Genomic DNA, 13,823 nt, shown 5'->3' with positions numbered 1-13,823 from the left:
GGATTCAATGTTCACTAGCGACCATTTTCGCGAGCTGCCGAGGCGGTTCTGGGCTACTCGCGGGTAGCTGGGCTCCACGGCTGGGCACCTTCGCCCGCCTGTATTTGCTTGCCTGTATTTGCTTGTCGGTAGAGGTGCGTGCGTCCCCTGCTTCGCTCCCCCGCGGTAACCATATGGGTACCGTGGGGGAGCGCCGGGAACCTCTACATTTCCAGTCTATTAGAGGCACCTCTAACCCTCCCCAGCACAAGCCGCACACCCAGGGAATCCACAGCATATAGCCAGGAAACAGCCCCACCCCTGCCCGCGCAGGATTATCCGGGCATGAGCGGGCATGCAGAAACCCCCGCCGGAACGGTACCAAAATACCGCCCCAGCGGGGGTTCCTTACACTAAAACCGTGTACTAAATCTGTGCACCCAGATTAGGCGCCCAGTGCCTCCAGGCCGGGCAGGGTCTTACCCTCAATGTACTCGAGGGAAGCGCCACCACCGGTGGAGATGTGGCCGAACTGCTCATCCTTGAAGCCCAGGTTACGGACTGCAGATGCGGAGTCGCCACCACCAATGATGGAGAATGCGTCAGAGTCGACGATAGCCTGTGCAACCGCGCGGGTACCCTCAGCGAAGGGAGCAATCTCGAACACGCCAACGGGGCCGTTCCAGAAGATGGTCTTTGCGCCCTTGATCTTCTCAGCGAAAATCTCAGCGGTCTTGGGGCCAATGTCCAGACCCTCAGCCTCTGCACCAAGCTTACCGCCGGTCAGGTCCTCAATCGGGCGAATCTCGGTGTTAGCGTCAGCGGAGAATGCGTCAGCCCAGACAACATCCACTGCGGTGATGATCTCGGTGCCCTTCTCGGGAGCTTCCTTCAGGTAACGCAGAACGTTGTCGACCTGGTCCTTCTCCAGCAGCGACTGGCCAACCTCGTAGCCCTGTGCGTATGCGAAGGTGTAGCCCATGCCGCCACCAATGAGGATGGTGTCAGCCTTACCGATCAGGTTGTCAATCACGGCGAGCTTGTCGGAAACCTTAGCGCCACCCATGACCACAACGAAGGGACGCTCGGGGTCGTTCAGGGTCTTAGCCAGAACGTCAACTTCCTTCTTCACCAGGTCACCCAGGTATGCGGGCAGACGCTTAGCAACGTCGTAGACGGAAGCGTGCTTGCGGTGAACTGCACCGAATGCGTCGTTCACGTATGCGCCGTTCTCGCCGGTCAGTGCGACCAGCTCGTCAGCGAATTCGCCGCGCTCTGCGTCATCCTTGGAGGTCTCGCGTGCGTCGTAGCGGACGTTCTCAACAACCAGAACTTCGCCGTCAGCCAGGGCTGCTGCCTTAGCCTTTGCGTCCTCGCCTACCAGGTCGGTTGCAACCTTCACGGGCACGGATGCCAGCTCAGCCAGGCGTGCAGCTGCCGGTGCGATGGAGTACTGGGGGTCGACCTTGCCCTTGGGGCGGCCCAGGTGTGCGGTCACGATAACGCGTGCGCCAGCCTTGGCAAGCTTCTCAATGACGGGCAGGGATGCGCGGACGCGGCCGTCGTCGGTGACAACGCCGTCCTTCAGGGGTACGTTCAGGTCGGAACGGACGAGAACGTGGCGGCCTGCGACGCCTTCTTCGAGCAGTTCGGACAGTGCCTTAGCCATAGGATTTCCTCCTGGATAGGTGGGTTTATATACCGTTTCCATCATACCGAACATTAGGGTGTTTGACAGCCTAAAAAATAGCTTTTATAAGGTGTTTCTCCGCAGAATACCGCGGATATTCACTTTCTCTAAAACCTATTTTCTTACGGTATTTTTGACTCAAAAAGAGCCCCGGAAAATAGTATGTTTATACGTTTTTCAGTGATTTATTCAAGACCCACACACAAGAGTCTTGGTACAGCAAACCCCGACTCCCCCGCTTAATGCGGTGGTGCCGGGGTTCACTATGCGTTAGTTACGCGGGGTGACGCTTACACTCAGTGAGCGTCGTAAGCCTATTGGGGCTTAGAGGGATGCCACAACCTTGTTGGTGAACATCACGAGGCGTGCAACGTAGCCGTACTCGTTGTCGTACCAAGCGATAACCTTCACCTGGTCGCCGATGACCTTGGTCAGCGGTGCGTCGAAGACGGTGGAGATGGGCTCACCCTCGATGTCCTTGGACACGATGGGATCCTCGTTGTACTTGATGATGCCCTTCAGGGGGCCCTCAGCTGCTGCCTTGACTGCTGCGTTGACTTCCTCAACGGTGACCTCGCGCTCAGCGGTGAAGGTCAGGTCGGTGATGGAGCCGGTGATGGTGGGAACGCGGACTGCGAAGCCGTCCAGCTTACCCTTCAGCTCGGGCAGAACCAGGCCAACAGCTGCTGCTGCACCGGTGGAGGTGGGGACCATGTTCACAGCTGCTGCGCGTGCACGGCGCAGGTCGCGGTGGGGAGCATCCTGCAGACGCTGGTCAGCGGTGTATGCGTGGATGGTGGTCATCAGACCCTGCTTGATGCCGAATGCGTCGTTCAGGACCTTAGCCATCGGAGCGAGGCAGTTGGTGGTGCAGGATGCGTTGGAGACGATGTGGTGGTTAGCTGCATCGTACTGGTCGTCGTTCACACCCATGACGAAGGTGCCGTCGATGTTCTTACCGGGAGCGGAGAGGATAACCTTCTTAGCGCCAGCCTCGATGTGTGCCTTTGCCTTGCTGCCTTCGGTGAAGAAACCGGTGGACTCGAGGACTACGTCAACGCCCAGGTCCTTCCAGGGGAGGTTCTGGGGGTCACGCTCAGCGAGGATCTTGATTTCCTTGCCGTCAACAACCAGCGCGCCTTCCTTGACCTCAACCTCTGCGTTGAAGCGACCCATGATGGAGTCGTACTTGAGCAGGTGTGCCAGGGTCTCAACATCGGTGAGGTCGTTGATTGCGACGATCTCGAAGCCGACGCCCTCGGTCTGAGCTGCGCGGAAGAAGGTGCGGCCGATGCGGCCGAAGCCGTTGATTGCTACGCGTACAGTCACTGGAGTATCTCCTTGTCAGTGCGTTGGTGGCGGTGTACAAATCCGATGCCTTGTGGGCTCTGGTTTAGTCGGATTTGTCCGTGCTCTATGTTGCCCGGTGCGTTCCGCCGTTGTTGGTAATAATCCTACCCTAGTTTGTGTGTGTTTTGGTGTGTTATATCGAGAAATTTTTGTGAGTTGCGCCATAAAAACCAGCAAAAACCCGTTGTTTTCTGTTGGTTTGCGTTGTGTTCATGCTTAGAAAATGTTGCGATACGGTCACGGCAACATAAACACACATGAAACACACATTTACTAAAAACCGCGCCATATCAAGGCAAAATCTGAGGGTAAAAAATACCCTTTCACCTGCGAATGGGTTTCAATGACGCCCCATGAGCTCGCACGCAGTGCAATTTCTCACGCGAAAACAGACGAGCCCAACGTAAGACACACCACAGCCTCAAAACGGGTTAAATACGCTCCCGGCACACAGTTTTCGTGTCGTGTTTCGTGTCGCCCGCGGCGCATTATACGGGAACACCGCGCAGGAACACCGCATGAGCACATCCGCGGACACACGGCACAAGCACACAGCACAAGCACACAGCACAGGGGCAACACGGGCACGCCGGAAAGGCGGCTAGTACACAATCCTAATAAACGACCAGCGCCACAGCACCCAGCCCCGAATGAGCCGACAGCACCGGCGGCAGCGCACTCACCAAAAACTCCGGCGCCGAAGAAGCGGCGGCATCATGAACGAGGGAGCTCTCCCCCAGCATCTGCCGAACCTGCTCGTACAGCTGCACCGCCTGCGCCGCATTACCCACATGATGCACCGCAACCACCTCACCGCGCGGGGATGCGGCAAGCGAAGAACTGGCGGGGTCGGCGGTAGTAGAGCCCACTGAAGCCGAGCTGAGCGCCGCCGCATGCTGATGCTCACGGCAGGTCTGCACGGTCACCTCCACCAGGCGCTCTAGGGCGCGCGCCGCAGTGCGGGGGCGCTCCACATACGCCAGCTTACCTTCGGTAATCGTGCCAATCGGCTTAATCTGGAACATCTGACCCACCATCGCCAACGCCGGGGAAACACGGCCACCGCGGCGCAGAGCATCCAGGGTCGGGATATAAAAGTAGAGCGTGGACTGCTCGCAGACAGACTGAATGTAGTCCACCAGCTGCGCCGCAGTCGGATAGTGAGAGCTCGGGTAGTCAGGGTTCGGATCAAAATCAGAGGAGGCAGAGTTCAGCACCTCCAGGGCGCGCACCACCGCATGACCGTAGGCACCGGCGACCGTACGGCTATCCACCACGCTCACGCCCTTAGAACCCAGGCGGCTCAGGCGGGCACCGGTGCGTGCCGCCTCCACCGTTCCCGAGAGCTCACCGGACAGATGCACAGACACCACATGCGTAAAACCTCGCGACGCCAGCTCGTCATACACATCAGCAAAAACGCCCGGCGCGGGCCCGGAAGTGCTCACCGTCTGACCCATCACGTGCGCGAGCATAATCGCCTCGTCCACCTCGGCGGCGGTCAAGTCCTGCAGCTGACGATCCGGCTCACCGGGCGTGCGAATAGTCACCGGCATCGGAACCAGCACAAAATTACCGCGAGCGCTCAGGCGCTGCACGAGCTCCGGGTCGAGGGCGGCGGCGCTATCGGTTACCACGGCAATGCGGTTCTCTGCTTTGTTCTCTCGCTCCATATTCCGGCCCTTCTTCCGGTTCGTCAGTGCGTGATTCGATGACGAACCCTCTCCTAGCGTTCCCTGAACATTATGGCACTCATCACTACCGCAGTACAGCAAAGCCCCGCAGCGCCTCCGGCACGTTCCGTAGAACGAACCGAAGCCACAGCGGGGCTTGTACTTTATCTAAGAAACTTCCTTTATCTAAAAAGCTTAGATCACGATGTTCACGAGCTTAGGCGCACGCACAATCACCTTGCGGATCTCGGCGTCACCAATCGAACGCTGAACAGCGGCATCCGCCAGAGCCAGCTCCTGAAGCTCCTGCTCGGAAATATCCTTCGCAACCTCCAGGCGAGCCTTGACCTTGCCCTTAATCTGCACAATAGCGGTGACGGTGTCATCCACCAGCAGAGCCGGGTCAACCTCGGGGAAGCCCGCGGTCAGAACCGGGGTGTCGTGGCCGAGAGCGTGCCACATGTCCTCAGCGGTGTAGGGTGCGTACAGAGACAGCAGAATCGCGATGGTCTCAGCAGCCTTGCGGACAGCCGGGTCAGCCGCGCCAGCACCGGAGTCAATAGCCTTACGGGTAGCGTTCACAAGCTCCATGGTCTTAGCAACAACCACGTTGAACTTGCCGTTATCCAGCAGGCCCTGAACCTCGTGCACGGTGCGAGCAATCAGCTTCTGCAGCTCCAGGTCACCGGTGGTTGCGTCCACGCCGGGTTCGCTGGTGATGTCCTGAGCCACACGCCATGCGCGAGCCAGGAACTTCTGCGAACCAGCCGGGGAAACATCCGCCCAGTCCACGTCGTCCTCGGGCGGGGACGCGAAAATCATAGTGGTGCGGATAGCGTCCACACCGAACTTGTCGAGCTGCTCGCCCAGGTTTACGCCGTTACCCAGCGACTTGGACATTGCCTTGCCGCCGTTGAGCACCTGACCCTGGTTCATGAGCGCCTTGAACGGCTCATCGTGCTTAATCAGGCCGAGGTCGCGAACAACCTTGGTGAAGAAGCGTGCGTACAGCAGGTGCAGAATAGCGTGCTCCACACCGCCCACGTACATGTCGACGGCACCCCACTCGCTCATAGCCTGCGGGTCGAAAGGAGCCTTGTCGTAGTTCGGGGAAACGTAACGCAGGAAGTACCAGGAGGAATCCACGAAGGTGTCCATGGTGTCCGAGTCGCGACGAGCCTGCTTGCCACACTCGGGGCAAGGCACGATAGCCCAGTCATCGGCAGCGGCAAGAGGCGACTGGCCCTTAGGAGCCAGCTGCTCACCGCGCAGGTTATCGGGCAGCAGAACCGGCAGCTGATCCTCGGGGACCAGAACCTCGCCACAATCCTCACAGTGAATCACCGGAATCGGGGTACCCCAGAAGCGCTGACGGGACAGCAGCCAGTCACGCAGGCGGTAAATGACCTTGCCCTCACCGGTGCCGGCAGCCTCAACCAGCTCAATAGCCTTAGCAATTGCCTCAGCCTTCGGCAGGCCGGTCAGCTCACCCGAGTTGACGAGCACGCCGTCACCAGCTGCGGCAACACCGCTGGTTGCCGGGTCCTCAGCACCCTCAACGTCCAGAACCTTCACGATGGGCAGGTCGAACTTCAGAGCAAACTCGAGGTCGCGCTGGTCGTGCGCGGGCACAGCCATAATCGCGCCGGTACCGTAGTCAGCCAGCACGTAGTCAGAAGCCCACACGGGCAGCTTCGCGCCGGTCAGCGGGTTGATTGCGTAGCGGCCGGTGAACACGCCGGTCTTCTCACGGTCGGAGGACTGGCGGTCAATATCGCTCAGTGCCTTAATGTCTTCGCGGTACTGCTCCAGGGCAGCCTTGTGCTCGGGTGCCACAATCTGCTCGGCGAACGCCGCATCCGCAGCAACCACGATGAAGGTTGCACCGTACAGGGTGTCCGGGCGGGTGGTGAACACGGTGAAGGACTCAGCAGGCTGGTCCTCGGTCGCCTCAATCTCGAAGCGCACCTCAGCACCCTCAGAACGACCAATCCAGTTGCGCTGCATGAGCAGAACACGCTCAGGCCACTTGCCCTCCAGCTGCTCCATGTCATCCAGCAGCTGCTGTGCGTAATCAGTGATCTTGAAGTACCACTGGTTCAGGGACTTCTTAGTCACGGTAGTACCGCAACGCTCACACGCACCGTTCACAACCTGCTCGTTCGCGAGCACGGTCTGGTCCTTGGGACACCAGTTGACCATGGAGTCCTTACGGTACGCCAGGCCCTTCTTGTAGAACTGCTCGAACAGCCACTGAGTCCACTTGTAGTACTCGGGGTCCGAGGTGTGCAGGCGGCGGCTCCAGTCAGCGGCAATAGCGTAACGCTTGAAGGACTCAGCCTGAGTCTCAATGTTCTTGTACGTCCACTCCTTGGGGTGAGTGTCGTTCTTAATGGCTGCGTTCTCAGCGGGCAGGCCGAAGGAGTCCCAGCCAATCGGGTGCAGAACATCGTAGCCGCACTGCTTGAAGTAGCGGGCGTTCATATCACCAATAGCGAATGCCTCCGCGTGACCCATGTGAAGGTCACCGGAGGGGTACGGGAACATATCCAGCACATACTTGCGGCCCTTGGGGGCGTCACCGGTGGGCTGGAAAACCTTCGTTTCGTCCCAGTAGGGGCGCCACTTGGCTTCCATAGCGCGGAAGTCGTACGCATTTTCGTTGCGTTCGGTCTCTACCTGAGCAGACACAGCGATTCCTTAAATAAAGACAGGTTGATAAAAACTTAACCCTCCAAGTGTAACGCGAAACCCGCACCGAGCCAGAGTTGAGGCCGCCTCGACTACCAAATGGACGGCACCGCCCGCCCGACCACCCGCCCAGCTGACGATGCGGGGCGCAAGTTTCAGAGCCCTTTCAGGCTTCTCCCCTAGAATTAAGAACGGGACTTTGCCGTCCCAGTACCCAACCCGCGAAAGGTACCCATGACCTCCACCGTTACCCCGGACTCCCCCAACACCTCAGTTCTTGAGGGTGTGCCCGGCCCGCTCATTCCCGGCACCCGCCACGACGCCCTCATCGGTGACGGCGCGCAGGCGGTCATGACCCGCTACTGGCAGTACGGCAAAGGCATGAACGACGGAACCTTCCCCGGAGGCTCCTACCCCGTGCTGCTCGTGCACGGCTTCCGCGGCGACCACCACGGCCTGGAAATCATCGCGAACTACCTGCTGAAGCTTATCCCGAACGTCAGCATTATCAGCCCCGACCTGCCCGGCTTTGGCCGCTCCGCAGACCTGCCCGAAGGCACTCAGGGCAAAAACACTCGGGACGAAAACGCTCAGGGCGAAGACAACATCAACGCGTACGTGGCGTGGCTAAACGACTTTGTGAAGCACACCAACCCCGCCCGTGAGGATGCACAGCGCCTGCCGCTGCACGTGGTCGGCCACTCCTTCGGCTCCATCGTCACCAGCGCCTTCGCCGCCACACACCCGAACTCGCTCGCGCTCCTCTCGCTCATCAACCCCATTAGCGAGCCCGCCCTCGAAGGTAGCCAGCGCGTCGCCTCCCGCCTCGCCTCCCTCTACTACCGCGCCGGCGCGGCACTCCCCGAAAAAATCGGCTACCCGCTCCTGCGCTCGCAGCTGATTACCCGCGCCTCCAGCGAAGTCATGATGCGCACCAAAGACAAGGCAATGCGCCGATTCATCAACGGCCAGCACGCCGCCTACTTCGGCTCCTTCGGCTCCCGCCGCGGAGTGCTCAGCGCCTACGAAGCGTCCATTACGCACACCGCCGCCGAATACGCAGCCGCCATCCGGGTGCCCGTGCAGATGCTCGTCGCCGAAGACGACGACCTGGGCACCCCCGAAACCGCCCGCGCCATGTACGCGACGCTGAGCTCCCGTAACCTGCCCGCGTCTTCGTCCGGTGCCCGCGAGCGCCTGGACATGATCCCCGAAGTCGGGCACCTCATCCACTACGAAACCCCTCGCCGCGCCGCGGAACTCATCGCCGATTTCGCCGCCGGCCACTCAGGGAACGAGAAGTAAGGAACCAACATGAAACTCATGGTTGACGCCCGATACACCCGTATCGGCTTCCACGACGGCATCAGCCGCTACACCGCGTCCCTGCTGGGCGCGCTCAAAACCCTCATTGACACTGGTGATGAAGCCGCCGCCGACCTCGACCTGACCATGATTATTAGCGACGAGCGTCAGATGGACATGCTGCCCGATTTGCCGCACGTGAAGATCTGCTCGCCCACCGGCCCGCTCGAACCGACCGCCTCGCTGCAGCTGAACAAGTATGCGCCGGACGTGGTGTTCTCCCCCATGCAGACTATCGGCTCCACCGGACGCAAATTCAAGCTGATTCTCACCCTGCACGACCTGATCTACTACTCGCACCCGACCCCGCCCGGGTTCCTGCCCGCACCGGTGCGCGTGGGCTGGCGGCTCTTCCACAAGACCTACACCCCGCAGCGCTTCCTGCTCAACCACGGCGACGCGGTCGTGACGGTTTCTGAGTCGACCGCCTCGCTGATTCGTGAGCACGAGCTGACCACCAAGCCGCTGTTCGTGGTGCCCAACGCCCCGCAGCCCGGTAGCGTCGTCTCCCGCCAGACCGCGCTGGAACGCGCCACCACCCGCGAAGAGCAGCCCGTCAAGCACCTGGTGTACATGGGTTCGTTCATGCCGTACAAGAACGTAGAAACCCTGCTACTGGCGATGCGTTCCCTGCCGGATTACCGCCTGCACCTGCTGTCGAAGATGCCGCCGCAGCGCCTGGTGCAGCTCACCGACGAGCGCCTCATCGGTGAGAACGTGGAGGTGCACAACGGCGTGAGCGACGAGGAGTACCAGCAGCTGCTCCGCCAGGCGCACGCCCTGGTGACTGCCTCCCGCGAGGAGGGTTACGGCCTGCCCGTGGTCGAGGCTCAGGCTGCCGGTTGCCCCGCGGTGATTAGTGACATCCCGATTTTCCGTGAGATTGCGCCGCACGCCGTGTTCGCGCCGGTTGACGGTGCCCCGGAGGCGCACGCCGCCGACTGGGTGAAGGCTATCCGCTCGCTGGAGGACACCGCCGTTCGCGAGCGCGTGATTATTGACGGCCTGTCGGATGTGCGCCGCTACTCCTGGCGCGACTCGGCGCTCAAACTGCTAGAGGTCGTGCGCGGGCTCTAAAGCCTGCGTTGGGCAAAGAAATGCCGCCACGCTCCCCCGAAATTCGGGAGGGTGCGGCGGCATTCTCGTATTCAATTCGTGGTCGCCGGGTAGCATATGTGGCTTGCGGTAAGGGAGTGCAAGGATGGCTTGCGACAAAGGTCTACAAGCGGCGGTTCTCTACACACTTCCTCCGCGCCGACGCAGGGAACCCGCCCTCGCAGAGCTCGGGCACCCTGAGGGCGCATCCGGAAGGTGCAGCCTTACCGCATCACACCGGAGCAGAAATCCTTAGACCGTAGCAAAGCTACCGGTACGAGCCGCTTCCTTCGCAGCCAGCTCATCCGCGTGACCGTACGCGTAGAAAATCTTCGCGTCATCCAGCTCAGCAAAACGAGCCAGGTAGCGGCACACCGCGCCACGCTGAGCCTTCGTCATCGAGGACAGCAGAACGGGGTCCGGGTGAGTAATGCCGTTGTCGCGGCTCGGTGCCGAACTACCGAACTCGGGCTCGTAATCAGAGGTGATATTGGTGAAACTCATCGGTGAGTACCTTTCCTTAGGGCGTTTCTTAGGACAGCGCCGCAACAATGCAGACGCTACCGGAGGCAACACCGCGAAAAGAACCTACGGAGATCATCGGAAGTCTTTTCGCAGTAGTGGTTGTGATATCTCTAAACTACCCAAGAGCTAATCAATGTTCAAGAACCATCAGGGAACGCCCCCATAGTGGACACGTCCCCGGTTGTCAGGAAGAAATCAGGGGCATCATAGCGGCATGGGACCGCCGAGTTCCCAACCGAACTAAAACCCACCCGAAAGCCAGCGTGAAAAGCAGAAATGCTGCCGCACCCACAAAGAATGCAGCAGCATTTCTAAAAACTAATTGCGCAGGCTACGCCATAGTTGCGTAGAGACCGCGTTCAGCGTCCTTACGAGCCAGCTCGTAAGCGTGACCGTACGCGTAGAAAATCTGGGCGTCATCCAGGTCGGGGAAACGCGCCAGGTAACGGAACACTGCATTACGCTGAGCCACGGTCATGTCCGCGAGTAGTTCAACATTGGGGTGGCTAATGCGGTTAGCGCGTGCAACAGCAGAACCTCCGCCTGCTTTTTCGTAGGCGGGGGTGATCATAGTCTGAGTCACCAGTATTCATCTTTCGTTGGTGCGCACGGTTGTGAAGCGTGCGCGAAGTTGAGTGATAGATACTGCCAACACCACCTCGACAAGCGCCGAAATAGTATCCGCAGTGCTGAATATATTACCGCGGATACGGAGACTACGCTAATTAGGGGCGCCTAGCACTATCACCAACCACTAAATGCACAAAGGTGCATAAAATGGCGGATGTGCACCCACACCGAACGGGATAATCTACGCCCCGTTCGCCTGTGCCGCACTAGTCTGGGCTGCATAAGTTTGCGACGTGCCCTTCTCCCCTGCGCTCGCCAAGGCTTCATCTTCGTCACCATCAAGACCCAAAAGAGCCGTCACCATCGGCAAAGGATTGAACTCACTCAGCTGACCCGTGCGGTCTACCTTGCGCATCATGAACGCACGCTGCAAACGCCGCTGAGTCCACGGCGAAAGCACCATCATCAGCAGCGCCTCCACCACAAAAATGCCGACCAGAATCCATAGCAGCAGATCCGAAGAACCCGCCTGCTCACGCAGCTGCTGAGCATCCGCCACCAGACGGTCGAATCCCTCCGAATGCAGGCGCGACGTATCAAGCCCCGTCAACGCGGACAGGCTCACCGGCGACGCCACATTCAGCAGCACCGACAGCATCAGCAGAAGCACCGCATACAGCCCGTAATGCATGGTGCGCATCAGCTTCTTCACGCGCGCAAAACCGTGATTCAGTTCCGTGCCAATATCGGTGAAAGCCGCCGCCTTCTGCGCCTGCTCACCCTCCGGCATCATATGCGGCACCAGGCGGTGCGCAAGCATCAACGGCACCGGCGAACACGCATCAAAATACTGCATGTGACTATTCACCGACGGGCCCGGCAGGGTCACAAAGCTGACGTCTACATCGGCGGGCTGAGTAATATTCGACCTGCCAATGCTGTCACCACGAGCGGAAATCTCGCACCGGTCAGCCACATCAAGATCCTGCAACATCGGCGCGTAGGCGCGCACATACAGGTGGCAGGCGCTACGCACCGACATCATGAGCACCAGAATCAGCGCGCCCCAAAACGCCACGGAGGCGGCGGTCAGCTCAGGGACCGCGCCCTCAACACGCAGCTGAGCCAGCAACATCATGAACACCGCGTACAACATGAAAACACCGTGCACGAAAAGCAGCGGAATCAGCCACTTCACGTAGGCGCGCGTGCCGTACGGGTTGACCAGGCGCGCATCCGCCAGACGCACATCAGCCGGACTCTTTGCGGAGGGAGTTTCGGAGGCGCTGTCCCGGGCACTCTTGCGGCCAATACGCGCCCTACCCTTGAAGGTACCCGGCACACTCACAACCAGCGGCACCACGCTCAACGCTAGGGGCGCCAGCATCGTATAGTGCAGCAGTGAACGGTACGGACCAAACAGCAGGGATGCCTCCACCAGCCAGGAGAACGCCGCGACCGCGCTCACCCACAGCAGCATGGCGCGGTTACGGTAGCCGCCCGCAGCATCCAGGTGCCCCGGAGTGTCGTTACGGTCACTAGCGATAATGCTAATCGGGACCACGCCACTACCCAGACCGTAGAAGAAACGAATCGGCTTCTTACCCGCCGCCGCACGACGACGCAGAAGCTCATAGCTCAAATAGCCGCCCTGCGAATGGGCAATAATGCCCACTGCATCGCTACGGGAACTCAAATCGTCCAGCTGACGATCCAGACGCGCATAAATACGCTCCAAATCGCGCGACTCCGGGCTGGTTGCCGTCTGAATCAGCTGCGTCGGAATAGCCTTCATCAGCGCCCACAGCTCACGGGCACGACGAGCCAAAACCCAGCCCACAATACCCAGGCCGAGTGCCGCCGCCAGACCCGTAAATGCACCCTGCGGAGTACCCAGAGACGCCACAAAAGCATCACGGAACGTCATGAGCGCCATAGCCGCCAGCACCAGCCACAGTGCCACGTTCACGAACCGCGCCGTAGAACGCAGCAGGTGCCCGGCACGCTCACGCCAGGTCACGCCGGGGCGCTCATAGTAGAAGCAGAACATCAAAAACAGCGGCAAAACCGACGCCAACCAGGGCAAATGCTCCTTCAACGGGCGGTAATGTCTGGGCCGCCAGAAGCCCTCCTGAAAAAGGAGGCTACGGCGAGTGACCGTGCGAACCGGGCGCGGCTTCGGCTGAGGCAGGCGCGGAAGCTCAAGGTTCGGCAGCTCGATATTCGGGAAATCAATGTTCGGGAGCTCTACCTTGGGAAGCTCAATTTTCGGCAGCTCAATCTTAGGGAGCTCCACTTTAGGCAGTTCCACCTTGGGCAACTCCACTTTGGGCAGCTCCACCTTCGGAAGTTCAATTTTCGGCAGACTGATTTTTGTAGATTCTTTGGGCTCGGAGGCTTCGGCGGTTCTTCCTGCGCGGAGTTCTCTTCAACCTGAGGGCTTTCCTCAACCGGGTCAGCAGGGTACTCCGTGCGCTCAATCGTCAACGAATACGTCAACTCGCTGTGGTGGCTCAGCGGGTTCACCTCGGCGGCAAGCGGGAGGGTATCGCCGTCAGGAATCACCTCAACACGAACCCGCGCAGAAGCCTCTGCAGCAGGGTTCTCTTCGGAGGCGGCGACATAATCCGTGTTCAGCGCCAGCAGAGTCTGCACACTGTGCGCCACCGGCTTGCCAAAATACGCGAGCGTCTCCCCATGATTCTGGTAGCCGATACCGTGAACCAGCAGCACCGCCGCATCGTGATGCTTACCCTTACGATGCAGGGCACTCTTCGGATGCACAGAAGCATACTCAGCCAGCCGCCGCTGCTCACCATCAGGCAGCGCACTACCCTTCAGCAGATGAGGCACTTTCGACATGCCTCTCACCTCCTCGCCTCTGC

The 13,823-nt window shown here is 59.9% G+C and carries 10 protein-coding genes; 2 read left to right on the top strand and 8 right to left on the bottom strand.

Annotation, left to right across the window (positions count from 1 at the left end; genetic code table 11):
- Window positions 1–424 precede the first annotated feature (424 nt).
- From pgk to leuS, 4 genes are all read right to left on the bottom strand, one after another.
- Window positions 425–1,648 (bottom strand): phosphoglycerate kinase, encoded by a 1,224-nt coding sequence (pgk, locus tag HMPREF2605_RS07115; RefSeq protein WP_070830725.1) that lies wholly within the window; start codon window positions 1,646–1,648, stop codon window positions 425–427.
- Between the two features lie 345 nt (window positions 1,649–1,993).
- Window positions 1,994–2,998: a type I glyceraldehyde-3-phosphate dehydrogenase gene (gene gap, locus HMPREF2605_RS07110; RefSeq protein WP_049327141.1), complete on the bottom strand. Its 1,005-nt coding sequence runs from the start codon at window positions 2,996–2,998 to the stop codon at window positions 1,994–1,996.
- A gap of 635 nt (window positions 2,999–3,633) precedes the next feature.
- Complete coding sequence (locus tag HMPREF2605_RS07105; protein WP_070847570.1) at window positions 3,634–4,692, bottom strand: DegV family protein; 1,059 nt, start codon at window positions 4,690–4,692, stop codon at window positions 3,634–3,636.
- A gap of 195 nt (window positions 4,693–4,887) precedes the next feature.
- On the bottom strand, window positions 4,888–7,329 hold the full coding sequence (leuS, locus tag HMPREF2605_RS07100) for a leucine--tRNA ligase (RefSeq protein ID WP_210401049.1): 2,442 nt from the start codon (window positions 7,327–7,329) through the stop codon (window positions 4,888–4,890).
- Window positions 7,330–7,617: 288 nt separating this feature from the next.
- Here leuS and HMPREF2605_RS07095 point away from each other — a divergent pair, with 288 nt between their 5' ends.
- Both HMPREF2605_RS07095 and HMPREF2605_RS07090 read left to right on the top strand, forming a co-directional pair.
- Window positions 7,618–8,688, top strand: coding sequence for an alpha/beta fold hydrolase (locus HMPREF2605_RS07095; RefSeq protein ID WP_070847566.1), 1,071 nt, complete (start codon window positions 7,618–7,620; stop codon window positions 8,686–8,688).
- Between the two features lie 9 nt (window positions 8,689–8,697).
- Window positions 8,698–9,825, top strand: coding sequence for a glycosyltransferase family 4 protein (locus HMPREF2605_RS07090; protein ID WP_070847563.1), 1,128 nt, complete (start codon window positions 8,698–8,700; stop codon window positions 9,823–9,825).
- 270 nt (window positions 9,826–10,095) lie between these two features.
- On the opposite strand, the gene HMPREF2605_RS07085 is transcribed toward HMPREF2605_RS07090, so the two are convergent.
- The 4 genes from HMPREF2605_RS07085 to HMPREF2605_RS09410 all read right to left on the bottom strand — a co-directional run bounded on the left by HMPREF2605_RS07085 (window position 10,096) and on the right by HMPREF2605_RS09410 (window position 13,800).
- On the bottom strand, window positions 10,096–10,347 hold the full coding sequence (locus HMPREF2605_RS07085; protein WP_049346313.1) for a hypothetical protein: 252 nt from the start codon (window positions 10,345–10,347) through the stop codon (window positions 10,096–10,098).
- 352 nt (window positions 10,348–10,699) lie between these two features.
- Entirely contained in the window at window positions 10,700–10,951 is a 252-nt protein-coding gene (locus tag HMPREF2605_RS07080; RefSeq protein WP_070847561.1) for a DNA mismatch repair protein, read from the bottom strand.
- A 228-nt stretch (window positions 10,952–11,179) separates the two neighbouring features.
- Window positions 11,180–13,234: an aconitase gene (locus HMPREF2605_RS07075; protein WP_246828184.1), complete on the bottom strand. Its 2,055-nt coding sequence runs from the start codon at window positions 13,232–13,234 to the stop codon at window positions 11,180–11,182.
- Window positions 13,186–13,800, bottom strand: a complete 615-nt coding sequence (locus HMPREF2605_RS09410; protein ID WP_141762287.1) for a hypothetical protein — start codon at window positions 13,798–13,800, stop codon at window positions 13,186–13,188. The genes HMPREF2605_RS07075 and HMPREF2605_RS09410 overlap by 49 nt, the downstream gene beginning before the upstream one ends.
- Window positions 13,801–13,823: the final 23 nt, after the last annotated feature.

This window comes from Rothia sp. HMSC065C03 (assembly GCF_001837295.1).
Taxonomy (GTDB): Bacteria; Actinomycetota; Actinomycetes; order Actinomycetales; family Micrococcaceae; genus Rothia.
This window is presented reverse-complemented; position numbering and strand designations above follow the sequence as displayed.